The sequence below is a fragment of the Vibrio sp. Vb0349 genome, from assembly GCF_033338975.1.
Window position 1 is genome coordinate 241,059 of the sequence record NZ_JAWOTS010000001.1, and the last position, 25,051, is coordinate 266,109.

Sequence of the window (25,051 nt, forward strand, 5' to 3'; positions counted from 1 at the left end):
TTTATTTGAGTAAGTTAGGGAGAATAAAATGCGTAATATCCTACGTAACCATCGCCTGTCTCGATCGTTGCTTGCGTTAAGTGTGATTGGTGCTTTATCTGCGTGTAATTCTTCTGGTGGTGGCGACACTAATAGCAGCACTCCGCTACCGGATACCAGTTATGCTTGCCAAGCCAATGTCATGGCGCAAAGTAACCAACTTCGTACTTATCAAATCATGGTAGAGAGTTTTGTGGATGGTGATGCGAGCATTGGTCACGGTACAGGTTATGGCACCAGCCATCATAACGGCGATTTGCAAGGAGTGATTGATTCACTCGATTACATCCAAGATTTAGGGATGAACGCGATTTGGTTGACGCCAGTTTTTGAATCGGAAGCGATAGCGGGCCAAGAACACTGGGCCGATCGTCTGGATGCCACGGGCTACTTTGCAACGGATTACTTCACCATTGATCCACGTTTTGGTGATTTAGAAACGGCGAGAACCTTGGTCGAGGAAGCACACAAACGCGGCTTATACGTGTTTTTTGATGGTGTATTTGGTCATCACAAAGATGGTTTGATCAAACCATCTCCCTCCGGTTTGTTGCCATCGGGATCGAGCAATCCCGTTGATTACCCGGCCAGTCTCGATTTCTACAAAGAAGTGGCAACGTATTGGATCAAAGAACTGAAGATTGACGGCTGGCGTTTAGATCAAGCCTATCAAGTTCCGACAGACGCTTGGACACAACTTCGTAAAGCCGTCGATGAAGCCTCACAAAGTGTGACGTACACCAATAGCAAAGGCGAACAAGTGAATCCGTTGGGCTATATGGTGGCAGAGATTTGGAAAGGGGAGTCTGAGATCGCGAATGAGGCGTATGGATCGAACAGCGATCCAGCACTGTGCTCTGCATTTGATTTTCCTATGCGCTATCGCATCGTTGAAACTTTGGCCGTGAATGAGAGTGGCGTGGGTGGTCGCGGTGCGGATTGGTTAGACAACGGCTACAGCACACACAATCAATATCCAACACATGCGCAGCCGAATTTGATGATCGGCAACCATGATTTAGTGCGCTTTGGTGACTTGTTACAGCGTGGAAACTTGGCGGATGTGAATGATGCAGAATATTGGTTACGCCATAAAGCCGCGTTTGCTTTCCAAGCGGCGTACACAGGGCCAATCACGTTGTACTACGGTGATGAAATCGGGGATCAAGTGGATGGTTTTGCCGTAAAAGAAGACAACAGCACCTGCGCCATTCAAGGTTTGTGCGATGATCACGTTGCGCGCAGCAGTGCGAAAATTGAAGGCGTGACGGCGACGCTTGATGCAAACCAAGCCGATCTCAAATCTTATGTGACATCGCTGATGACAATGCGCGATGCGCATCCTGCACTTTATCAGGGGTCACGCACGAATTTAGTTGCGAGTAACGGCAGTTATGTGGATTTGAAACAATCTGGTTCGGACAAAGTCTTGTTTGCGCTAAATACCTTAGAGAGCGCTAGAAGCGTCACTCTTACTCAGGAGAGTGTTGGTACTGGTGAGTTGGTGGATTTGCTCACGAATGAAAAAATTACTCCGAGTAATGGTCAATATCAGATTCTGATGTCGCCACTACAAGGACGATTCTTTGCGGTAAAACCTTAAGGAATTATTCAGAATTGATGCTCACCAGTTGAGCTGACCACAAGCTTTCTTATAAACAAGCCAAGTGTTGTTGCTGACCCCCATAGGCGCACACTTGGCTTTTTTCTGTCTGTTTTACTTTTCCCTTAATGGTTTTGCGACGATGTAGCCAACAAGTTGCTTCGCTTTTTGTATTGGCGTTTGTTTTCAGCAGATGGATATTTGTGAGATAAGCTGCACATTAAAAAGTAAATTAACACTTGTGCAACGTAAAAATGTGACTGAAGGATTACTTATGCCCCACTAATATGTTTATCGTGTTTGGGATTTATATAACTAATGGAAAAGTATAATGAAATCCATAACGAACTCCCTCTGTCTCCTTGCTGCTGTTAGCTCGCCGTTTGCATATAGCCAAATTATCAACGGTGACTTTGAACAGTGGAATGGCAATGTACCTACGCAGTGGTCAGAGATTAACGCTGGCATTACAGTGTCGCCAAGCAGCGAGCAAATCAAATCGGGTGGTCTGGCTGCCCAGGTCGTCGTGAATACAGGTACCCAAAGCAACACCGACTTTTTGCAAACCATTAATGTGGAGCAAGGGAAAACCTATCCGTTTTCTGTCTCGGTTTATCATACCGAAGGAAATGTAAAAGCACGTCTGGTGGTTGATGGTTATCACAATTACTCGAACCCACAACAGATAAACCAGTGGCAAGAGCTCGCGCACAACTACACAGCGAGCTCGAACAAGACCATCAACGTCGGTTTGCGTTTTTACGATGAAGCCAGTTTTGATGGCTCAGAAGTTGTCTACGTCGATAATTTTCAACCGACTGAGACGAGTACACAACCTCCTGTAGAAAATTGTAGTGATCATGAGGTGGTTCTTACACTCACGACGGACAACTATGGCTCAGAAACTAGCTGGGAGTTGAAAAATAGCCAAGCGCAAGTGCTTTTCTCTGGTCAGGGGTATGAGTCGTCAACCTCTGTAGATAAGACCATGTGTTTGGCCGATGGTAACTACCAATTTACGATTCAAGACAGCTATGGCGACGGCATTTGCTGTGGCAATGGTTCGGGGTCTTACGCGTTGAAGGTGGGAGATAAGACTCTTGCTTCTGGCGCTGAATTCTCGAAAAGTGAAACCACCGATTTTAACTTAGGTGACACAACGACGACCCCACCAGTGGTTGATGGTTACTATCAAGCGGCATCTGGTAAGACGGGATACGCTCTAAAAACAGCGTTGTTTAACATTATCAATAATCACTCCAGCCGAGGCTATTCTGCGGTCTGGACCTTGGTAAAAGATGCCGATATTGATCGTTATTATGAAAATGATGGCTCTATTCTCGATATGTACTCTGAAAAGCCATCTGCTAGCGATACGGTAAGCTTTACCAAAGTCACAGACCAATGTGGCCAATACAAAACGGAAGGGGATTGCTACAACCGTGAGCACTCTTTTCCGAAAAGCTGGTTTGGCGGTAAGGTTGAGCCGATGAACTCAGACGGTCATCACTTGTTTGCAACTGATGGTTATGTAAACGCGAAGCGCAGTAATTGGCCATTTGGTGAAGTGGGCACCGCGACCTACGTGTCTAGTAATGGCTCTAAACTTGGCCAAGCAAGCACTAGTCTGGGCTACTCCGGTACGGTGTTTGAGCCGATTGATGAGTTTAAAGGCGATTTTGCTCGTGCCTATTTCTACATGGCAACCCGCTATGAAAATATTGTAGGTAACTGGGAAGGCAATTCAAGCAATGCGGATGCTGTCCTTGATGGTTCAAGTTCAACGGTTTTTGAACCTTGGATGTTAAACATGCTGAAACGTTGGCACAAAAATGATCCCGTTAGTGAAAAAGAACGAAACCGCAATCAACAAGTGTTTGATTTTCAGGGCAATCGTAATCCATTCATTGATCATCCTGAGTTTGTTGAACAGATTTGGGGAAACTAACACCTTTTTGATTTTGGTATCCACCATTTAGTGACGCCAACAAAACAAAGGGGAAGCGTGATGCTTCCCCTTTTTCATTACGGATGTTTTTAAATGAAACTAGTTTTTCGTTACCGTCACGATTGGCGCCGACTTGTCAGCCGCGTTGAAGTGGAAGTTGTAATTTCCTGCTTCTGCAATCGCAATTTTCAGGTTTGCACTACCGCCACCGACTTCCATCGTTAGCGCTTTACCAAGCTCAACACTGCCTTCGCCACCGAAGTTGGTGTCTGCTGCCCAGTCTGCGCTCGCAACTTTCATCTCGTAGTTGCCCGCCGCTAGGTCAATGTCTAGCGAATAAACGTCATTTGCAACATAGCTGAACTTCGCTGTTGAGTCTTGTGCTGGAGCATCCCATGTAGTGATAGTGCCACGTAAGTAAAGTGCTGTTTCACCGAATGTTGGTGCATCTGCTGACTTGGTCACTGACACGACCGGTTTTTCTACGCTTTCATCTTGAACATGCAGCGCGTTCAGAGTGAAGTTGTACTTACCTGTTTCAGCAACAGACAGCTTACAGTTACCTTCTGAACCTAAGTCTAGTGAACCAGAAGCTATATTCGCAGCATCACAACCGATGTTTGGATTTGCCCAACCAGAGTCCGCGAATTTGAACTCGTGCTCACCTGCTTCAAGAACGCCAGTTACAGAGTACATGCCGTTGCCAATAAAGGTCATCGCCCAATCACTGCTATCAGACCACTCGTTCATCGTGCCTTTCACGTAAACAACGGTTTCGCCGTAAGGAGGAATGCTCGATACGTCTTTGTTATCCGTGTTTACTGGCAGGCCAGCACCTTGTGCGCCGTCTTGTGGCTGCACGAATACCGCTGTTGTCAGTGCTGGTACTGTGAACGTTTCATTGGTGAAGCTTGCACCTTTCACGATGTCATCCGCAGAGTTTTGTTGAACTTCATGTAACTCGAAACCAGTTGCGCCAGCAACTTTGAAAGACTTCTCAGTTGATGTTGAGTTCACAACGGCCACAACAGCATCGTAGTTCGAATCTAAATCGGCACCTGCTGATGTACCATCGTCGATAGACATCACAATCAAGCCTTCCACTTGGTCTTTCCCTACGTTGCGGAAGTCCACACGGTTCATCACTTCTTGCGCGGTATCTAGGCGGAACAGTTCGCTTGTGCTACGGATTTTTAGTAGCTCTAGGAATTGTTGCTTAGTCAGCTCGATGTCGGTTGAATCTGGTTTCGCCGTGCTGTCACCAACGATGGTTTTGATCAGCTCCCAGTTTGCACCGTCTTTGTCTTCACGTGGTAGACCAACGTTCCAGTTATTGTCGCTTCCGTCGAAGAATACACGGTTGAACCAGTCACCAGAATCGTACGAGTCGCGCTGCATGGATTTAGAGCGCAATAGCTCAGAACCCATGTGGATGAATGGAATGCCTTGACCAAGCATCACCGTTGATAGGGACACAGACTGCATACGTGCACGCTCGGCAGATGAAGTGCCTGTCGCAATCTTGTAGGCGTTGTTATCCCACAATGTTTGGTTGTCGTGCTTAGACACGTAAGAGATGTTCTCTGATGGCACTTTTGTGTAGCCTGCAGGCGCACCATTGTAATCAACGTTCTTACCCAGTTTGGTTTCGCCTTTGTAATCAAGAAGGATGTAATCAGCCAAGTTACCAGCCATACCTAGACGAACCAGATCTTGGTTGTGTAAACGACCATTCACCGACTCTGCGTCAGTTTTGGTTTCTTCGTTAGGATAAGCGGCGTTACCAAAGCCTTGGTTAAAGCGAAGTGGGTGCTTACCTTCAGAATCTACACCGCCATCAAACGGGCTTCCGCCACGAACTGCGTCACGCAGACGATCAGAGAAAGTACCGATTTCTGTCCCCGCCATGTTGACTTGTGTCGCCTGATCGAAGCGAGCGTTTTGCGCGACTTCACCAAAGTCCCAACCTTCGCCGTAGAACAAGGTATTCGGGTCAATTTCACGGACTTTTTCAAGTGCGTAAACCATCACATCTTTCGGCTGGTGGCCCATAAGGTCAAAACGGAAACCATCGACTTTATAGTCATCCGCCCATACCATCAATGAGTCAACCATTAGTTTACCCATCATCAAGTTCTCGGTTGCGGTGTTATCACAACAGGTTGAGTTTTCGACTCCGCCAGTGTTGACGTTTAGACGGTGGTAGTACCCAGGGACAATCTTATCCAGTACTGATTTTTCGTTCACACCAGATGCATTTGTGTGGTTGTACACGACGTCCATGACCAGTTTCAGATCCATTTTATGCGTCGCTTGAACCATTTCGCGGAACTCAAGAATACGCTTAGACCCGTTAGGATCGGTCGCATAACTGCCTTCCGGCACGGTGTAGTGGTAAGGGTCGTAACCCCAGTTGAAGCTGTCTAGCATGCGAAGATCGTTCATCAACGCTTGTGCTTTGCCCGTTGTTGGGTCGTAGCTATTTAATACCTCTTCAATTACTTTGCCGTCATCTTCGGTCTCACAAATGGAGGCTTCTGGCTTGATGCCACAAAGTTTACCCACGGTGTCGGTGATATCGACTCGCTTGTCAGCGTCTTCATCCACGGTTGCAATATCAAATGCTGGCAAGATATGTAGCGTTGTTAGGCCAGCATCTTTTAAAGCTTGTAAGTGAGATACAGACTCACGCTCAGGTTCTGTAAGCGCCAGATATTTGCCATCAAGACTTGGTGTGCCTTTGCTGTCGTTAAAGCTGAAATCACGAATGTGTGACTCGTAAAGGACGTGGTCTTCGTCTTTTTTAACTGTTGGGCGTGCGTAGTTTTTCCAATCTTGAGGCATTAAGCTTGGATCATCTAAATCAACCACTTGCGAGTATCGTGAGTTCTTAGACAAGCTCATTGAATATGGGTCTGTTACCAAACGCGTTTCAACGACGCCAGTTGTTGGGTGGTATACCTTAACTTGGTAGCGATAGTATTTGTTGACAACGTTGCTTTGTGCCTCAGAAACCCAGATACCTGTTGCTGGGTCTTCCGTCATGGCAACGGTCGCTTCTTCTGCTAAGTTTTCATCGTAGATTATCAGATCAACATCTTGGGCAGTTGGTGCCCATAGTTTGAAGGTTGCGGCACCGCCTTCCACAATCGCACCGAGTTCTTGACCGATCGCGTTACCTGCCTTGGAATCGGCAAACACCGCATCCAAAACGCCCGGTTTTTGCACTTCAGTTGCAGAAATGACGTCACCATTTGCGTTGTAAGCCACCATAACGATTTGTGACTTCAGGATCGTACGCAAGGTCGCGTCATCGACATCGATACCCGCAGCTTGAAGGCTAGCAAGGTGACGGAAGCGTGATTTCAGACCATCAGACAACTCACCAGCTTTTGTCAGCTCAACCGCTGTACCGCCAGAGATTTGCTTATCTTCATCCATTTTAATGTCGTTGCTGAGGCTGTAGAACAGCTTCATGGAATCCGCATTGGCCGCCGCTTCCCACGCGATGGTGTTGGCATCTAGCCAATGCGCTTTTTGACCATCAATATCAACAGGGCGCTCTTCTATTGGCTCGTAGTAAAGTTCACTGCTGCCGTGGAAGCCAAACAAACCTTTCGATTCGCCGATTTTCGTCAGCTCCACTTTTGAGTTTGCACTGCCGAATGCTTTCTCATCACCTTTGTGCAGAATGAAGTTCATGCATTCGTGTGGGTCAGAGGCATCAGGGTTTATTTTCAGTACGTAGTAAGCACCGTAGGTGTCGTTGATGCCATCGAATGGGTGTGGCGCAGACCAATCCGTTCCTGTTCCCGGAATGCCCATTGCGTCTAAATCTGTGCTGGTACAGCCCTCACCGTTCCATAGGTGCAAGCCCCAACCTTCGTAGTCGCTTGCTGTTGAAGCGGACGCCACATCGCGTTTGTAATAAATGACGACTTCGTTCTCTCCCGCAGGGTACAAGCCTGAGCCAGGGTTCGTCGTATCTTCGTTCGTGCTATCACTACCACAACCGCTGATTACCGCGACGGAAATCAAAGGCAGTACGGTTTTGGCAATTGTTGATAATTTAAATGTCTTATTGTCCACGTTTACAAATCCATTGTTATTGAATTGATATTGAGCTGCGCGCTGCCTTCGCTGACTCAATCATCAAGAAGGTTTTGCACACGCTAGAAAGGCAGATGCCAAAAAAGGAAATGTTCAATTAGATGCTAATACACTGAATCATCAGCAAAATGTGAGAGCAGGCTGTTAAGTTTTTTACAGGTGCAAATTTTCTGTCACAGTCGATTTTGTTCACAAATTAAATAATAAAACAGGCGCATAGTGAGAGATTCTGCACATCATTAAAATGTAAATTTTTATGGGATGAGTAAGGGGGGATGATAGGGGATGAGAATGTCTCAGCCCCAAAACCGTGATTAAGTTCTATAAAAATGAGGGCTATATTTTTCTTATAAAAATAAGTTGCAGTGATGTTGAATAAAATACCGCCATTAAGTCTTCGCAAGCTTCAGATTTTCGCTAAGTGGTCGTTATATAATGAAGGTAGTCGGCGTTACGTCGGCGCGTAATCATAAGATTTCCCTGAAAGGGAGTTGAATTGGGCCCTGAAACCAAAAGAGGCTATTTATGAGTAGTATGGGCATTGCCATTGCGGCAACTGGCCTTTCACTCGTCCTGATATTTGTGTGGATGATCTCGTTGTCGATGCGGAAACAGAGACTCGAGGCAGAGAGGAAAGCTCGCGAAGCCGCTTATCGAAAGGCGATGCATAAAGCGCGAGAGCAAGAGCGTAAAGAGCGAGAGTTCAAAGCAGAAACCGGGCATATCCCCACCATTTTATTTCTAGCGAAAGAAGCCGAAAAGGACAACATTCGTCAAGCGCTGTATTGGTATGATAAAGCCGCTAAACTGGACAATGTGACGGGGATGTACGGCATTGTTCGCTTAAGTGAACGCATGCGCGAAGATGTGATTTTAAAAGAGCAGGCAAACTTCTGGCGTACCGCAATTGCGGGAATGGAAGGAGATACCGAAGCGAAATTTTCGACGGGCAAGGCCTTGGTCTTTGGCCGAGGAACTGAAAAAAATATCCCAAAAGGTAACCAACTGATTGAAACTGCCGCCGAAGAAGGCTGCATTGATGCCATGATTTATATGGGGGAATGGCAGCTTTCACCAGACAATAGTGCAGGACGCAGTGCAGATGCGCTTTACTGGTTTATGAAAGCGGCGGAAAAAGACAGTGCAGATGGCAAGATCCAAGTCGGCTTATGTTACCTAAATGGCATTGGTACAGAAAAAAGCATGGTTAAAGGTTGCTACTGGCTAGAACGGGCCGCGGAAGGTGGCAGTGCTAAAGCGATGTATCATGCTGGCGAAGCGTGGAAGGATAAAGGTAAAACGGGTAATGCAATTGCTTACGTTTGGCTGTTTCTTGCTGCCAATATGGGCTACCAACCTGCGCGTACGTTGCGTGATGAAGTGGCGACCAATATTGGTGTTGATGTTGTCGTTGGATTGCAGTCCATAGCGAAGCCGTTGCAAAGAAAGCTGGCCTCAGGAATGGTGAGAAAGCACTCTATTATTCGAGCCCTTAACAAAGTGTACAAACGCGAAGCGTATTTTCCTGCGGAAGAGGAGCTCAATGCGGTGTTGAATGATGAGAATAAAGACGCCTCCGAAGCTTGGGAGGAGACATCAACACTAGATTTTCAGCCTAACATGACAACGGTAACAGCAGAAGGTCAGGCAAGCACATCGCCTAACGAAAAAAAACTCTCTAAAGAGGCGCTCGATTTCACTCAAAACTTCCTTCAGCCATAACCTATCTTATCCAGAAGCCTCAAGATTGAGGCTTTTCTTTTGTCTTTAAAATGTTACGCCAAATCCAAGTCAGCTTAATGTATTTGAGGCTAGACATCCAATGACGTGAAAACTCATTTTCGACATTTGGAGGACGAAAGATGATAAGTCAACCTGTTAAAATCGGTGACGACACCGCCGTAGTCATTCCAAGCGTAATCCTGGCTCAGCTCGGGATAAGGGAAGGAGATACCCTAGAAATCGCACTGAATAAAGACAAAATGGAAATTAAGAAGATGGTGTTGAAAACCAGCGCTCCAACTTACTCTGAAGATATTGAGGAGAATTGAGTTAGAGAATCTTGGTTTGTCGGATACACTACTGGTTTCGCAAAACTGGCGCTTGCCGCTGTCTTTGAACTATCGATAACTACAATAAGAGGTAAGGTACTATGCAAGGTATCCTCTCTATACAATCTCATGTTTCTTTTGGTCATGCTGGTAACAGCAGTGCTGTTTTCCCAATGCAACGCATGGGTTCCGAAGTATGGCCGATTCATACCGTTCAATTTTCTAACCACACGCAGTATCAAGAAGGCTGGACTGGGCGAGCGTTTGCGGCTGAAGACATCAGCGAGTTAGTTCGTGGACTTGGTAACATCGGCGCGCTGGAAAAGTGCCAAGCGGTATTGACGGGCTACCAAGGTAGCGCAGAGCAGTGCCTTGCTGTTGAAGATACCGTGACGAAAGTGAAGCAAGCGAACCCGAACGCACTTTACGTTTGCGACCCTGTGATGGGCGCGCCAGACAAAGGCTGCATTGTGGCTCCGGGCATTGCTGAAAATCTTCTAACGCGTTTGATGCCAATGGCGGACGTGATCGTTCCGAACCAATTCGAGCTAAGTCAATTTGCTGAGATGGAAATCCACTCATTAGACGATGCGATCACCGCATGCCAACGTGCGCTAGAGAAAGGTCCAAAAGTGGTGCTAGTTAAGCACCTTTACTGCCTAGAAAATGGCAGCTTCAACATGCTATTGGCTACGCAAGAAGGCATTTACCTTGCGAAGCGTCCTCAATTTGAGTTTGCTAAACAACCTGTTGGCGTGGGCGATCTTATTTCAGCTATCTTTACCGCGGGACTCTTAAAAGGCTGGTCTCCTAAACAAGCTTTCCAACATTGTCACGACGCGTGTTACGGGGTGTTGAGTGCAACGTACCATGCAGGCGAATGGGAGCTGCAAACTATTGCGGCGCAGCAAGAGTTTGTTGAGCCAAGCAAACACTTCCCGATTGAAGAAGTGGCTCTGGTCACCGCATAATTGAGCGCAATTAAACAAAAAAGGGGAGCCATCATCGGCTCCCCTTTCTATTTGTTCTGTCAGTCTTACTGAGCTTTTTGCTGCTCTGATTTACAAACTGCTGCCGTAAAGACAACGTCTGTTGAGCTGTTTAGTGCAGTTTCTGCAGAGTCTTGAATCACACCGATGATGAAGCCAACCGCTACAACCTGCATTGCTACGTCGTTTGAGATACCAAACAGGCCACACGCAAGTGGGATAAGTAGTAGAGAGCCACCTGCAACACCTGATGCGCCACATGCAGAAACCGCAGCCACAATACTGAGCAGTAGCGCAGTCAGTAGATCAACTTCGATACCCATAGTGTGCACAGCTGCAAGCGTTAGTGTTGTGATAGTGATTGCAGCACCAGCCATGTTGATGGTCGCACCTAGAGGGATAGATACTGAGTATGTATCCTCGTCCAGTTTTAGCTTCTCACATAGTGCCATGTTTACTGGAATATTCGCTGCACTTGAACGAGTGAAGAACGCTGTTACACCACTTTCACGTAGACAACGGAATACAAGTGGGTAAGGGTTTTGTTTGGTTTTAACGAACACGATCGCTGGGTTTACAACGAGTGCGATGATCATCATTGCGCCAAGAAGAACCGCCAGAAGGTGTGCGTAGCTTGCTAGCGCGCTAAAGCCTGTTGTCGCAAACGTTGAAGCAACCAAGCCAAAGATACCAAATGGTGCAAGACGAATGATAAAGCGCACAATGTGAGACACGCTGTGGCTTAGATCTTCAAATACGGCCTTCGTTGTTGCCGATGCGTGGTGTAGTGCAAGACCCAGACCCACACCCCAAGCAAGAATGCCGATGTAGTTTGCTTCTACTAGTGCATTTACTGGGTTGTCGACCAGTTTAAACAACAATGTGCGTAGAATTTCAGCAATACCTTGAGGAGGCGTTGCACCTTCAGCGCCGGTGACAAGCGTTAAATTGGTCGGGAAAAGGAAGCTTAGAACCACTGCTGATAGCGCCGCGAAGAATGTACCCATCAGGTACAGTACAACGATTGGGCGCATGTAAGTGTGTTGGTTTTTCTTTTGGTTTGCAATTGAAGCGGCAACCAAAATAAACACAAGAATTGGCGCGATCGCTTTAAGCGCACCGACAAAAAGGCTACCAATTAATCCCGCGCTTTCGGCATGGCTTGGAGAAATTGTCGCGAGCAAAATACCAAAGACGATACCGACAAGGATCTGGACGACGAGGTTACCACGAGCATATCGGGCAACGAGGCTGTTGTGTTGCATACATCATTCCTGCAATTTTATGCCAGAGTGGCAGGGCAATAGTCCATCATTACACGGCGATAATGCCCTTGTATTGCAAGGGGTGAGCATTGCTTCTGGTCACTAAGACACATGATTATCAATTATCCTGTTGTTATAAATTCAGCCATTTTCTTGCTGAATATCACATATCTTAGCTTGGTAATATTTTGTGTCTAGTTTTAGTTTGTTTTTGGATTAAATGTTTGCTCAATGTTATTTAAATAAGATTTTTATGTTGAAAATTATCATTAGTTATGAGTAATGGTTTTTAATAAAGTTGTTAAAAAGGAGACTTTCGTCTCCTTTGATTTTATTGACAACTCAAACGCAACAAATTAATAACTTTGTTGGCGCCTGCGCTTATCATTCATGGCATTGCGAGCAAGTTTACCGAATTGTCGACTTTGTGCTCGTTGCTCTGCCAAAGTCGCACCGTTAAAGGCTTGTTCTCGCAATAGTTTTTGATAGTTATTGAAACGACGAACTTCCAGTTTGCCATTTTCAATCGCAGTTTGAATTGCGCAACCCGGCTCAGTTTGATGCTGGCAATCACCAAAGCGACAACGTTGAGCGAGAGCCTCAATGTCAGAAAACGCCTCACTGACCCCCGATTCACAATCTGCTAGTTGAAGCTCGCGCATTCCCGGAGTATCAATCAAGATGCCGCCATCAGGTAATAGATGGATAGAGCGCGATGTAGTTGTATGTCGACCTTTGCTATCGTCTTCACGAATATGCCCAGTTGCCTGTTCTTGTTGCCCGAGTAATGCATTAACAAGAGTTGATTTGCCAACGCCTGAAGAACCGATAAAAGCGAGGGTTTGTCCTTCTTTGCACCAGGTCATGAGTTTAGAAGCACTCTCTATTTCTAAGCCGTTGACTGTCTCTATAGCTAATAGAGGGTCGAGCTTCTGTACTTGGCTTTTTAGTTCATCAGTATTGTCACACAAATCGGCTTTGGAAAGCACGATGACGGGTTCGACTTCGGCTTCATGAGCCAAGGCAAGATAGCGTTCAATACGACTTAAATTGAAGTCGTCGTTAAGGGAACAGACGATAAACACTGTATCCACATTGGCTGCGATAAGTTGCTCTGCCACTTTGCTGCCAGCGGCTTTGCGGCTAAAGAGGCTCAAGCGATCCAGTAAGCGAACAAATTGCTGATCTTCATTTAAGATTACCCAGTCTCCGACGGTCATATTGGGTAAAGAATGGTGGGCATTAAGATGAACTTGCCCAGTTTCTGTTGCCAATAAATAACCACTTCGGTGATGCGCAATTACACGAGCAAAGATAGTGTTGTCGTAATCGTCTAATGTCAGTTGTTGCTGAAAAAATGGTTTCCAACCCAATTGTTTTAGAGGGTTTGAAGTTGAAACTAATGTGTCACAAAAAGTATGTGTTTGATTCATTATTGAATTATCCCAGACGCAACAAAGCGCCTTAATACAAATCGCATTAGGGTCTAATTCGGATAGAGTTGACCCCGGTGAAGACCGGGCAGAGAAGGGGAAGTTGTGGTTATGCCACAGAGTTGGTGCTGTTAGGGTTACCCTTGCGATGCCCAGTTAGTGTTATTCAATACAATCATCTTGTGTCCTCTTCGTTGGTTAATAAATAAGTGAGTTAATTAAGCCAAAAGAGTATAGCCGCCCTTTTTTAAAGAGGGTAGCTATACTGCAAAAATATTAACTTTGTTTTGTGATACGCTCTTCCATAATCTGCGAATACGTGTTGGCTTTTAAGCCGTATATGATTTGGACATGACGATCATCCAATATCACGACTCCATGCGCGCCATGATTTTTGAGTGCGTTCTTATCGATGACGGACGTCGCTCTGAGGGTAAGACGCAGCCGAGTCGCACATGCACCAGTTTCTAGCAGGTTCTCTATGCCCCCAATGGCGTCAATGATCGTATCGACGTCTTGTTCGACATTGGGGTTGGTATGAGTTAGGAAATTGAAAAATTGCTTCAGCGCTGACTTAACCGTCATTTGAAGAGCCTTCGGTCGTTAGTTTTGAAATGGCTTCAACAATCGGTGCCGGCGAGAGCGTATGCGGTACTTTAGTGATTAACGTGCCATCCGGCTTCAAGAAGTAGAAGTAAGAGCTATGATCCAGCGTGTACTTTAGTTCCGAGCCTTCCAATTCTGTCTTGCGGAAAATGACACCATAGTTGTGTGCCAAAGGTGTCGTTACATCAAGTGGTGCCGATAGGCCTTCAATCATTGGATGGAAGTAATGGGCATATTTTGCTGATGCATCGGCCTCATCACGCTCTGGGTCCAAAGAAATGAACATCGGGCGTAGTTGCGCTTTTTGCGCGTCGTCAATTTGATTCAGTGCTCCTGCCAGCATTGCAAGAGAAGTTGGGCAAACGTCTGGGCAGCGAGTAAAGCCAAAATAGACGACTCGGATGCGAGGGTCATTCACATCGAAGATATTGACGGCTTGGTTATTTTCCCCAAACAATACCGTTTGTTGAGAGGCGGAACTATCCACTTGCTCTGGCTTCGTTTTCTGATTATCTAAATAGCTCTTTACGCCAAACCCGAGTGCGAAAGCAGCTACGAGAAATAGGGACCAATTGCGGCTCATAACGATTCCTTATCTTTGCATTTTTATAGCAGGGTAAACGGTATTCTCTCCATCACTGAGTTCACCAACCCAAGTCATTGCATCCTCCGTGCAAACCGGGAGAATGATGTCACCTTGATATTGGCCAGGAGCGATTTGCTTCAGCAAAAACTTAGGCTCACCCATCTCCATTTCTCTTCCTGAAAGACTTAGGATGAGTTGCTTAGCATCGCTTGTATGCCACTCAACATTTAGAGTGGTAGGAACCAAGGGTTGAGCAGTTTCTGAGTTTAGCGTCATCGTAACATTTTCTTGGACGCAAGAGGTTGTAGAGAGAAAGCAGTATTCATCTATTGACATGCTTTGAGTGGAAGAAGAAAAGCTTTTTATTAGAGTCGGGGCATAAAATCCCGCAACTAATGCGGCTGAAACAGCGGCGATTTGTAACAGTTTCATTAAGGTTCAGCATTTATCACTTAACATTACGAGCATCGTAGCACAGATGCGCCGCTCGCCAACTCGTGACCTCGGTAAATTGTGCGTTATACCTCGGTGACCAGCTTCTTAGTAACGCGACGGACTTTATTGCATCAAATACAGCAGAGTTTTCAATTGAGATGTTTTGCCCTTAGCCAGTAGATAAAAACGGAGCCAATTGGCTCCGTTTTTATTTGGTTCAGTATGTGTTTGATACCAAGTTTATTTATCTGAATCTGCGAATTTCTCTAGACCCAAAACCAGAGCAATGGCTGCAAGCATCATCACGACAGCAAGTACTAACTGAGAAGGTTGTGATGTCACGTGTTCAAATTCAAATGGTGATAGGTTGTGCTGTAGCAATGGCACTTGTTCGCCCTTCGAATTGGTGCGCCAAGTGATGGTTTCTTTCCATGGCCAAATCTTTGGCAACGTACCAATCATTAATCCAGTCAAAAACATCAGGGTGAAATCACGGAACTTGCGTAGTAACCACGACAATAAGTGAGAGAAGGACAGTAAACCGATCACGCAGCCAGACAAAAATAGCGCTAATGTATCGACTTGAAAACCTTTCACTGCGGCTAATACAGGAGCATACATGCCAATCAGCAGCAAAATAAAACTGCCAGAGATACCCGGCAAGATCATCGCACAAATCGCGATAGCTCCAGCGAATAAGGTGTTAATGGCCGTTGGTTCCATGTGTAAAGGTTTGAGCACAGTAATACTATAAGCAAACCCGACACCAACGAGCAGAATGACAAAGCGGACAAGATCGCGTTGCTCAACCTGACGAATAATGTGATACACAGAGACCAAAATCAGACCAAAGAAAAATGACCAAAGTGGGATCGGGTGTGTGTCAAGAAGCCAAGTAATCAACTTTGCTAGCGTTGCGATACTGGTGAAAATGCCGGCAAACAGAGCGATAAGGAAGAATCCGTTGATGTGATTAAACGCGGCTTTAACCCCTTCTTTTCGCCAGATAGAGAAAAGTGAGGGGTTAATGCGTCGAATGCTTTCAAGCAGCGTATCGTAAATACCAGTGATAAACGCGATGGTGCCGCCAGATACACCAGGTACAACATCTGCTGCACCCATGGCGATTCCCTTGAAGAAAGTAATTAAGTAGTTCATTGCTCTAATGCTAAGTCGTTTCGATGGCAGAGAGTATACAAACATTGCGATGAAAAAAGTATGAAATAGTGCTGTAACTACTTGGTTTTATATCCAATCTGTTGCCTATCTTTATTACCCGCCAAGAGACAATGCCGCCGTAACGAGCTTTTAATGCTTGGTTTACATTTTTGAGATGATTAACTCTACTATCAATTATCAATCTTGGTTGCATTATGCAATTGCAATTTGCATTATAAAATTGCATTTTGATAATTTGCGCGTGAGTAAATCCAGCTTATATGAGATCTTGTGCCCAAAAATAAGTCTTTGCATTTTGGCATGATTAATGCATAATACTGCTCGACCCTTCTTAAGCCGAGGGTCACCTAGCCAACTGACGTTGTTAGTGAATACAATTTGTTCACACTAAATATAAGCCAATCGCGATTATTGCGGTTGGCTATTTTTTTATATGAACAACGTTACTTACGTGCTTTGCAAATTGCACTTCTCTTTCTGTCAGTCATAAAAAAGGGCTGACGTGTTACGCCAACCCTTGTGTTTTACTTTACGTTTTAACCCGTTTATCTAGCAGTTCAGTATCCCATTAACTGTAGCAAATTTTCAGCTGTCACAATGGCTTCTTTACGATTAGCAATATTAAGCTTTTGGTACAGGTTGCGAATGTGGGTTTTAATTGTCGTACCTGCCACATCCAGCTCTTGTGCGATTTGCTCGTTACTAAAGCCTGAATAAATCAGCCCCAGAACCTGCCATTCGCGTTGTGTTAATGGGCTAGTACGTACTAGCTCTGGCACATTAGGGTGATTCACCAACTTTTCAATAAAGTCTTCATCAAAGTGAATCGACCGGCTACGTTGATTCGATGAAATGTCCTTCATTAACTGTTGAGCACGGTGACGCTCAAGATCGCCCAGTTCATGGCGGAGGCTCAACTTCTCCAGCAGACCGCCAATGGTTGCACCATCAATCAGGAAGTTTCCGACCATGCCAGTTTGGTTCGTCATTACTAATGCTTCTTTTAACAGAGCCTTGGCTTGCTCCTCATCTTTTTGGCGAGCAGAAAGGACCGCTTCAACCACTAAGTTGCGATTAGTATCTGTGATTAGGTTAGTGCGACGAGCTTCACCTTGGAGAAAATCTAACGCAGTACGAGCGTCGGTATATTGGCCTAAGTTAATGTGGGCGCGAGCAATGTTACGCCATTGCAATTGAGAAAAGTGGTTGCATGCCGATTCAGGACGAACCGCAGTGTTGAGCCATTCTTGCATTGCATCGGTATTCCCGCGCGCTTGCCAAAATAGAATCAACGATAGTGAAGCGTTTGCAGTCCAATCTACGTGATAAGTCGACTGTTTCATCAAGTGTTGGATGTGCTCAATGAATTTACCGGCTTTGTCTAATTCACCGCGTCCAATCGCAATACGCGCCAACATCGAATAGCTATGTAAGTGCTTGCTTGGTGAATGGTTTTCGAGAATTTGCAGACCTTTGTACGCGCATTCTTCCGCTTCATCAAGTCGGTTCCAGCACCAAAGTACTTGCGCGCGAATACGCAGCAAAAATTCATGAAGAGGAACATGCTGAAGCTGCTGATCTTCAATCAGACGAAATGCGGAATCTTGTAGTTCAAAGGCAGCTTGCACGTAACCTTGTGCAATTAAAATCTCGCTTTGCTGCAATATTGCCCATAACGCTTGGTGGTATACCTGATACTGACGAGCTAGCTTTTCAGTTTGTTGCATCATTGGCAAAGCACGGTCTAGTTTACCTAGCACGTGGTTAACTTCACCAACAACCGAAGTCGCCACAATTCGGCTACGGTAAATTGTGTTATCAAGTTGGCTAAGCGCTAACTCCGCTAATTCGAGAGCTTTTTCTGGCTGGTTACTGTTGATAGCCACTTGAGCAAGCAACGCGTTTGCTTGACCTTGATAATGAATATCTAACGCAATGTTACGCTTTTTGTGTTCCTCTTCCGCTTCTTCAAGCAGGTGGCCCACTTGGTTATAACGATGCTGACTTTGAGCCAACCATGCTCGGAGCATCGTAAGTTTTGGGTGGCTGAACAACAGATCATCGTCCAACTTGTTAATTGAGCTTTCCAGTGTGCTGAGTTCGCCTTGGTTAAACATCTTCCAGCCGAATTCGTTTAGGATCTCTACCACTAAGTCCTTATCATTCGATTTTTGTGCATGATGAATCGCTTGGTGTGGTGCTTTTTGTTGTAACCAAGCGATAGCAGCATTGCGGTGGAGATCTTTTTCTTGCTGAGGAATACGAGCTTGGCGCTCATGAGATAAAAACTCGCCAAATAAGTTATGGAACCGGAACCAGTTCTGTTCCCCTTCGAGCGGATAAATGAATAAGCCGTAACGGTTAAGCGATTCAATCATTCCCAGTGCATCTTCGCGTTGGGTAAGGGCAAACACTAGCTCATCATTGAAGTGGTCAAGCACGGATACTTGCATTAAAAAGTGACGAGTTTCGTGATCGAGTAAGTCAAACACTTCTTCGACCAAGTAATCCCACAAGTGCGCGTGATTGAACTGCGATACCGACTCTACAGTTTGTGCCAATGTGCGGTTTTGATGTTGGGCTTGTAATGCGATCAACTGCATCGCCGATGGCCAACCTTCAACATAGGTTCTTAGGCTGTTCGCCATGTCTTCATCAATACCATCGGCGATACGCTGGTTAAAGAAGCGAGTGGTTTCTTCGGTATCAAACGCCAACATCTCGTTGCCGATTTCGATCATTAAATCACGAACACGTAAGTTTGCAGTGCCCAGAGGCGGCGCTGCACGACTGGTTACCACAACGGTGAGGTTGTCTGGCATGTGCTTTAAGAAGAAACGCATGGATTCATGGATTTCATCATTCGTGATTAAATGGTAGTCATCAAGCACCACGTAGCACTCTTGATGAAAGTCAGCCATTTCAGCGAATACTTCGCTAAATAGGGAGCGTAAAGACGAGATCTGACGTTTTTCCGCCAGTTTTTGTGCGTTAGCGCAACTGAAGTTGGTGGCTTTGTTTAATGCTTGAAGCAGATAGTTTACAAAGCGAAAGCCGTCGTTATCGCTGTCATCAATGCTGTACCAACCGACGTTTGGCTTATCGGATAGCCACTGCGCTGCCATTGTTGTTTTTCCGTAACCTGCTGGGGATCGGAATAAAACCAATTTGTAGTAAGGCGCTTGCTGTAGTAAGTCCAACACTCGTGGGCGCACGATGGCATTGTGCAGGCGTCCTGGTCGAGTAAGCTTAGATGGAATCCACATTAGTAGTTATGTCCTTATTTGTGTATACCCAAATGACAGCAACGTGATCATTCTAGTAAAGCCCCCTTGAAAGCCGTCTTACTGAATGATGTCATCAGCATCAAAAACACTGTTTGAATGCCGGATAATGTCGCTACTGTTGGGGCTTGCGTCCGTCTGAAAAACCATTCCATACGGTCACTTAGATATAAAAGCTAGCGAAAACTAGAAATAACTCACATCGCCTAATTCTAGTTTGTATAAAAAGCGTACAATCCTGTGAGCTGAGTGGGATGTTACGACATCAGAAATGTTCGTTACTTTGATCCACTTCCTAATTCTCAAGGGTTGATGGATTTACCATCAACTACGCCCTTTATTTGTGATTGTCGTCACTTAAATATCATTTGTTTCGTTGGCGTTAAGATCGCGTTGCACATAGATTACGAAAATTTCTTCTACGCTGACCGAGTTAATGTGACCGATATTACAATTTTCACATCATCAGATGAGTGGACTATAAAAAGCGTCATGAACGGGTTTTAACCTTTCGCACATTCCATTGTGATCAAAATCACTAAGAACTGGAGCAAAGTTCACTTTGTTGAGATTTGGATCACTAACCTAGCAATGGTACCCCCTCTACGCCCTCAGCCCTCCTCCTTCAAAGGATGAGAATTAGGAGGATGTTTATTCACAGAGGTAAATGCACGATGTATGGCAGATGAATTACCAAAAGACGTGAGAATTTCGTAATGAAACCTACTCAACAAAAACAATTTGACAAGAAGTCGTTCCAAGAAAGCGTAAAGAAACACCTATCTGTAACTTACGCTCATACGATTGAAAACGCAGACAGCCGCGCATGGTACCTAGCAATGGGGCATGCTCTGGCTGAATTTACTACTCTAGATTTGCTTGCGACAGAAGAAGACCCACGCATTAAAAGTGCGAAGAGCGTTAACTACCTTTCGCTAGAATTCCTTATCGGTCGTTTGACTGGTAACAACCTAATCAGCATGGGTCTGTACGAACAAGTAACAGAAGCAATGGCTGAACTGGGTTACAACCTAACTGATCTGCTAGAAGAAGAGCGCGACCCATCATTGGGTAACGGTGGCCTTGGTCGTCTTGCTGCGTGTTTCATGGATTCATGTGCGGCACAAGAATTCCCAACTGTCGGCTATGGTTTACATTACGAATACGGTCTATTTAAACAGTCATTCAAAGATGGTCGCCAGCAAGAAGCACCTGACGCTTGGCGCGGTGTAGAAGGCTACCCTTGGGAAATTGCGCGTCCAGAACTTGCGCAAGAGATCGGTTTCTACGGTCACGTTGAAGTGATTAACGAGAACGGTAAAGAAGTTCGCAAATGGGTACCAGGCATGACAGTAAGAGCAATGCCTTGGGATCTTCCAATTGTGGGTTACGAATCAGACACGGTTTACCCGCTACGTCTTTGGGAATGTCAGGCGATTGCACCATTCTCACTAGCAAGCTTTAACAATGGTGATTACTTCGAAGCTCAGCACGCACTGATCGACGCAGGTAACATCACTAAAGTGCTTTACCCGAACGACAACCACGAGAAAGGTAAAACACTGCGTCTAATGCAGCAGTACTTCCACTCAGCAGCGTCTGTACGTGACATCCTACGTCGCCACGAAGCTGCGGGCTACTCGCTAGCGGATCTACCTAAGCAAGAGACTATCCAGCTTAACGATACGCACCCAACGATTGCGATTCCTGAACTAATGCGCATCCTGATGGATGAAAAAGGTTTAGCTTGGGAAGCGGCTTGGGAAATCAGCTCTAAGACATTTGCGTACACCAACCACACGCTACTTCCAGAAGCACTAGAGACATGGCCAGAGTCGCTAATCCAGCACCTGCTACCACGTCACATGGAGATCATTTACGAGATCAACCACCGCTTCCTACAAGACGTACGTGCAATGTGGCCGGGTGATGTCGCGAAGCAACAGAAGCTTTCTATCATCGAAGAAGGTTTCCACCGCATGGTTCGCATGGCAAACCTATGTGTAATCGGCTCTTACGCAGTAAACGGTGTAGCAGCACTTCACTCTGAATTGGTTAAGAAAGACCTATTCCCAGAGTTCCACGAAATGTACCCGACACGTCTACACAACGTAACGAACGGTATTACGCCACGTCGCTGGTTGAAGTTCTGTAACCCAGGTCTGTCTCAGCTTATCACTGAGAAAGTCGGCCCAGAATGGCCAGCGAAACTAGAGCAACTTGAAGGTATTGCGAAGTACGCTACTGACGCGACATTCCAAAAAGAATTCATGGCAGTGAAGAAAGAGAACAAAGAACGCCTAGCAACTTGGGTGAAAGAGAACATGGGTATCGAGCTCGATACTAATGCAATCTTCGATGTTCAAATCAAGCGTCTGCACGAGTACAAACGTCAGCATCTAGACTTGCTACACGTACTGTCTCTGTACCACCGTATTCTTAATGAACCAGGTTTTGAGTGTACGCCACGCGTTGTGTTCTTCGCAGCAAAAGCAGCACCGGGTTACCACCTAGCGAAAGAAATCATCTTCGCAATCAACAAGATTGCAGACAAGGTGAACAACGATCCTCGCATCGGTAACAAGCTGAAAGTGGTATTCATCCCTGACTACCGCGTGAGCATGGCTGAAATCATTATCCCTGCGGCTGACGTTTCTCAACAAATCTCGCTAGCGGGTAAAGAAGCATCAGGTACAGGTAACATGAAGATGGCGCTAAACGGTGCGCTAACTATCGGTACAATGGATGGTGCAAACGTTGAGATTCGTGAGGAAGTAGGCGATGAGAACATCTATATCTTCGGTCTAGATGTTGAAGGTGTGAAAGCGCTGAAAGCTCAAGGTTATAACCCATTTGATTACTACAATGCGGATCACTTACTCAAAGCGTCAATGGACTTGCTATTGGGTGAAGAGTTCACACCAGGCCAACCAGGCTTACTGCGTGCAACGTATGACAGCCTGCTAGACGGTGGTGACCCATACTTATGTCTCGCGGATTTCGCCTCTTATGTGAAAGCACACGAAGACATGAGCGAACAATATAAAGATCAAGCTGGCTGGGCGAAGAAGGCCATTCTTAATACCGCCCTTGTTGGCAAGTTCACGTCAGACCGCTCAATCCGCGACTACGTGAACAATATCTGGAAACTTGAAGCGGTGAAACGCTAATAGAACCTAGTTAAGACCAAGGTAGCCAAGTGCTACCTTTGGTCATTTTCCAAAAGAAGTTATTGATAACAATAAAACCCTACATGGAAGGTGTTGGTATTACCTTCGGAGAAAGCGATGAAAGAACAAACAGCATTAAAGAAAGTCGCGGAAATGGCGAGATTGGCTGATAGCTATGTCAGTGCTTGGGGAGATGAGGCTAAAGTGTCTGAGGAGACGCTACGCCGCTTGCTCGCTTCGCTTGGCTACGATACTAGCAGTGATGAAAAACTACTGGCTTCTGCTGAAAAGAAACATAAAAAAGACGTACTAGCCCCTGTTCTTGTTTTACGCGACGGCGAACCAGTCGAAGTGGAACTAAACCTAGGTACGAGTGCTCGTGAGAGTGAATTCAGCTGGCGTTTAGAAACAGAACAAGGAGAGGTACTTGAAGGCTATCTTCAGTCCCAAATTGTTCGTGATGAGCGTGCTGAGGGTGGCCCTCTAGTGTTTGCATTGCCAAAGAACTTGGCTTGGGGTTATCACAAACTGATCATCAGTCGTAAGCGTCGTAAAACACCTTACGAGATGTCATTGATCATTACGCCGAAAGCGTGTTTCAAACAAGACGATCTAAACCAACACAAAAAGCTATGGGGTCCTAGTATCCAGCTTTACGCACTGCGTACTCAGCATAACTGGGGCATCGGTGATTTTGGCGACCTAAAACAACTGGTGAGTGATATTGCCTCTCGTGGCGGTGACTTCATTGGCTTGAACCCGATTCACTCGCTGTTCCCTGCGAATCCAGAAGGGGCAAGCCCATACAGCCCGTCTTCTCGTCGTTGGTTGAACATTATGTACATCGACGTAAGCTCTGTACCTGAATTCGCGCTAAGTGCAGAAGCACAACAGCGAGTGGGTAGTGCAGAGTTCCAACAACGTTTACAAAAAGCGCGAGACTCTCATTGGGTGAATTACACCGAAGTTTCGCAACTAAAAATGAGCGTTCTTCCGCTGCTATTCAGTGAGTTTAAAGCTCGCCATTTAGACAAGAACACTGATCGCGCTCGTGCCTTCTTGGACTTTGTTGAAAAAGGCGGAGACAGCTTGCTACACCAAGCTGCATTCGATGCACTTCATGCTGATTTACATGCAGAAGATGCAAACATGTGGGGTTGGCCTGTATTCCCTGAGAAATACCGCACATTCGACGCAGCTGGTACTCAGAAGTACATTAAGGACAACCAAGATCGTGTTCACTTGTACATGTACCTGCAATGGATCGCAGACGATCAAATCAAAGAAGCGCAAGCGCTAGCCGAAGAAAAAGGCATGGCTGTGGGTTTGTACCGCGACCTTGCGGTGGGTGTTGCAGATTCAGGCAGCGAAACATGGGCAGACGAAGGCGCGCTAGTATTGGATGCAAGCATCGGTGCGCCGCCGGATGTACTTGGTCCACTAGGCCAAAACTGGGGTCTGCCTCCGCTTAACCCTCAGGTTTTAGAAGCGACTGGCTACGACGCTTACATCAAATTGCTACGTGCTAACATGAAGCATTGTGGTGCATTGCGTATCGACCACGTACTTGGCCTGCTTCGCCTTTGGTGGATTCCAAAAGGCGAGAAAGCGACAGAAGGCGCATACCTGTACTACCCAGTTGAAGACATGCTAGCAATCCTAGCGTTGGAATCTCACCGTCATCAGTGTTCTGTAATCGGTGAAGACTTGGGTACTGTACCTGATGAAATCGTTGATATCCTTCGTGATGCGGGTGTGCATTCGTACAAAGTCTTCTTCTTCGAAACATCAAAAGACGACGGTGGTTTTATTTCTCCGAAGCATTACGCAGAGCAGTCTATGGCGGCATTGTGTACGCACGATATGCCAACACTACGCGGTTTCTGGCACTGTGATGACTTGAAGATGGGGCGTGAGATTGGTCTGTACCCTGATGAACAGCAGTTGGAAGGCCTATTCGCTGACCGCTTGAAGTGCAAACAAGGCATTCTAGACAGCGTTCGCTGGCATGGCTATCTGCCAGAAGGCATTGGTCATGATGCTCAGTACGTGCCAATGGATTCATACCTAAGTGAAGCGCTGCAACTGCACGTAGCCGCGGGTGACTCTGCACTGCTTAGCGTTCAGCTTGAAGACTGGCTAGAAATGGATCAACCGGTCAATATTCCTGGTACGGTGGATGAGTATCCAAACTGGCGTCGTAAATTGTCGATGAACCTAGATGAAATCTTCAGCCGTGAAGATGTGAATCGTATTTCTAAACGCCTTACTGAAGTTCGTGCACAGGCGAGTAAGTAAGATGCCTAGAGTGGCGTAGATGGACGAGCTGATTACCAATTTTGTTAGCTCAGAG

Annotated in this window: 15 protein-coding genes; 7 read left to right on the forward strand and 8 right to left on the reverse strand. The window is 46.0% G+C overall.

Translation table 11 applies throughout. The annotated features are described in order from the left end of the window. Positions 1 to 28 precede the first annotated feature (28 nt). On the forward strand, positions 29 to 1,642 hold the full coding sequence (locus R7Q47_RS01105) for an alpha-amylase family glycosyl hydrolase (protein ID WP_248486111.1): 1,614 nt from the start codon (positions 29 to 31) through the stop codon (positions 1,640 to 1,642). Between the two features lie 331 nt (positions 1,643 to 1,973). Then, positions 1,974 to 3,590 carry an endonuclease gene (locus R7Q47_RS01110; protein WP_248486113.1) on the forward strand — a complete coding sequence of 539 codons (1,617 nt, stop codon included), beginning with the start codon at positions 1,974 to 1,976 and terminating at the stop codon, positions 3,588 to 3,590. Between the two features lie 99 nt (positions 3,591 to 3,689). On the opposite strand, the gene pulA is transcribed toward R7Q47_RS01110, so the two are convergent. Continuing rightward, positions 3,690 to 7,679 (reverse strand): pullulanase-type alpha-1,6-glucosidase, encoded by a 3,990-nt coding sequence (gene pulA, locus R7Q47_RS01115; RefSeq protein WP_248486115.1) that lies wholly within the window; start codon positions 7,677 to 7,679, stop codon positions 3,690 to 3,692. Positions 7,680 to 8,225: 546 nt separating this feature from the next. Here pulA and R7Q47_RS01120 point away from each other — a divergent pair. The 3 genes from R7Q47_RS01120 (at position 8,226) to pdxY (ending at position 10,722) form a co-directional block, all read left to right on the forward strand. After that, positions 8,226 to 9,422, forward strand: coding sequence for a tetratricopeptide repeat protein (locus R7Q47_RS01120; protein ID WP_239938919.1), 1,197 nt, complete (start codon positions 8,226 to 8,228; stop codon positions 9,420 to 9,422). A gap of 140 nt (positions 9,423 to 9,562) precedes the next feature. Then, on the forward strand, positions 9,563 to 9,751 hold the full coding sequence (locus R7Q47_RS01125; RefSeq protein ID WP_017634469.1) for an AbrB/MazE/SpoVT family DNA-binding domain-containing protein: 189 nt from the start codon (positions 9,563 to 9,565) through the stop codon (positions 9,749 to 9,751). A 101-nt stretch (positions 9,752 to 9,852) separates the two neighbouring features. After that, positions 9,853 to 10,722, forward strand: coding sequence for a pyridoxal kinase PdxY (gene pdxY, locus R7Q47_RS01130; RefSeq protein ID WP_154204054.1), 870 nt, complete (start codon positions 9,853 to 9,855; stop codon positions 10,720 to 10,722). Positions 10,723 to 10,787: 65 nt separating this feature from the next. On the opposite strand, the gene sstT is transcribed toward pdxY, so the two are convergent. The 7 genes from sstT to malT form a co-directional block, all read right to left on the reverse strand. Continuing rightward, positions 10,788 to 12,005: a serine/threonine transporter SstT gene (gene sstT, locus R7Q47_RS01135; protein ID WP_005374821.1), complete on the reverse strand. Its 1,218-nt coding sequence runs from the start codon at positions 12,003 to 12,005 to the stop codon at positions 10,788 to 10,790. 356 nt (positions 12,006 to 12,361) lie between these two features. Continuing rightward, on the reverse strand, positions 12,362 to 13,438 hold the full coding sequence (rsgA, locus tag R7Q47_RS01140; protein ID WP_053307966.1) for a ribosome small subunit-dependent GTPase A: 1,077 nt from the start codon (positions 13,436 to 13,438) through the stop codon (positions 12,362 to 12,364). Between the two features lie 276 nt (positions 13,439 to 13,714). Next, positions 13,715 to 14,023, reverse strand: a complete 309-nt coding sequence (locus R7Q47_RS01145; RefSeq protein WP_017634466.1) for a PTS transporter subunit EIIB — start codon at positions 14,021 to 14,023, stop codon at positions 13,715 to 13,717. Then, positions 14,013 to 14,627 carry an SCO family protein gene (locus R7Q47_RS01150; RefSeq protein ID WP_154204052.1) on the reverse strand — a complete coding sequence of 205 codons (615 nt, stop codon included), beginning with the start codon at positions 14,625 to 14,627 and terminating at the stop codon, positions 14,013 to 14,015. Before R7Q47_RS01150 ends, R7Q47_RS01145 begins: the two co-directional genes overlap by 11 nt. A 9-nt stretch (positions 14,628 to 14,636) precedes the next feature. Beyond that, on the reverse strand, positions 14,637 to 15,062 hold the full coding sequence (locus R7Q47_RS01155; protein ID WP_154204051.1) for a hypothetical protein: 426 nt from the start codon (positions 15,060 to 15,062) through the stop codon (positions 14,637 to 14,639). A gap of 243 nt (positions 15,063 to 15,305) precedes the next feature. Beyond that, complete coding sequence (locus R7Q47_RS01160) at positions 15,306 to 16,223, reverse strand: DUF368 domain-containing protein (protein WP_031778872.1); 918 nt, start codon at positions 16,221 to 16,223, stop codon at positions 15,306 to 15,308. Between the two features lie 578 nt (positions 16,224 to 16,801). Beyond that, positions 16,802 to 19,510, reverse strand: coding sequence for an HTH-type transcriptional regulator MalT (gene malT / locus R7Q47_RS01165; protein ID WP_154204050.1), 2,709 nt, complete (start codon positions 19,508 to 19,510; stop codon positions 16,802 to 16,804). Positions 19,511 to 20,244: 734 nt separating this feature from the next. Here malT and R7Q47_RS01170 point away from each other — a divergent pair. Beyond that, positions 20,245 to 22,698, forward strand: a complete 2,454-nt coding sequence (locus R7Q47_RS01170) for a glycogen/starch/alpha-glucan phosphorylase (protein ID WP_005374836.1) — start codon at positions 20,245 to 20,247, stop codon at positions 22,696 to 22,698. A gap of 117 nt (positions 22,699 to 22,815) precedes the next feature. After that, positions 22,816 to 24,996 carry a 4-alpha-glucanotransferase gene (gene malQ / locus R7Q47_RS01175; RefSeq protein WP_318088559.1) on the forward strand — a complete coding sequence of 727 codons (2,181 nt, stop codon included), beginning with the start codon at positions 22,816 to 22,818 and terminating at the stop codon, positions 24,994 to 24,996. Positions 24,997 to 25,051 lie beyond the last annotated feature (55 nt).

What these genes read in the sequence shown, in the direction of transcription:
- R7Q47_RS01125 (WP_017634469.1), top strand. Translation starts at nt 9,563, where the DNA reads ATGATAAGTCAACCTGTTAAAATCGGTGACGACACCGCCGTAGTCATT.
- R7Q47_RS01170 (WP_005374836.1), top strand. Translation starts at nt 20,245, where the DNA reads ATGAAACCTACTCAACAAAAACAATTTGACAAGAAGTCGTTCCAAGAA.
- rsgA (WP_053307966.1), bottom strand. Translation starts at nt 13,438, where the DNA reads ATGAATCAAACACATACTTTTTGTGACACATTAGTTTCAACTTCAAAC.
- malT (WP_154204050.1), bottom strand. Translation starts at nt 19,510, where the DNA reads ATGTGGATTCCATCTAAGCTTACTCGACCAGGACGCCTGCACAATGCC.
- R7Q47_RS01120 (WP_239938919.1), top strand. Translation starts at nt 8,226, where the DNA reads ATGAGTAGTATGGGCATTGCCATTGCGGCAACTGGCCTTTCACTCGTC.
- sstT (WP_005374821.1), bottom strand. Translation starts at nt 12,005, where the DNA reads ATGCAACACAACAGCCTCGTTGCCCGATATGCTCGTGGTAACCTCGTC.
- R7Q47_RS01160 (WP_031778872.1), bottom strand. Translation starts at nt 16,223, where the DNA reads ATGAACTACTTAATTACTTTCTTCAAGGGAATCGCCATGGGTGCAGCA.
- malQ (WP_318088559.1), top strand. Translation starts at nt 22,816, where the DNA reads ATGAAAGAACAAACAGCATTAAAGAAAGTCGCGGAAATGGCGAGATTG.
- R7Q47_RS01155 (WP_154204051.1), bottom strand. Translation starts at nt 15,062, where the DNA reads ATGAAACTGTTACAAATCGCCGCTGTTTCAGCCGCATTAGTTGCGGGA.
- R7Q47_RS01150 (WP_154204052.1), bottom strand. Translation starts at nt 14,627, where the DNA reads ATGAGCCGCAATTGGTCCCTATTTCTCGTAGCTGCTTTCGCACTCGGG.
- R7Q47_RS01105 (WP_248486111.1), top strand. Translation starts at nt 29, where the DNA reads ATGCGTAATATCCTACGTAACCATCGCCTGTCTCGATCGTTGCTTGCG.
- pdxY (WP_154204054.1), top strand. Translation starts at nt 9,853, where the DNA reads ATGCAAGGTATCCTCTCTATACAATCTCATGTTTCTTTTGGTCATGCT.
- R7Q47_RS01145 (WP_017634466.1), bottom strand. Translation starts at nt 14,023, where the DNA reads ATGACGGTTAAGTCAGCGCTGAAGCAATTTTTCAATTTCCTAACTCAT.
- R7Q47_RS01110 (WP_248486113.1), top strand. Translation starts at nt 1,974, where the DNA reads ATGAAATCCATAACGAACTCCCTCTGTCTCCTTGCTGCTGTTAGCTCG.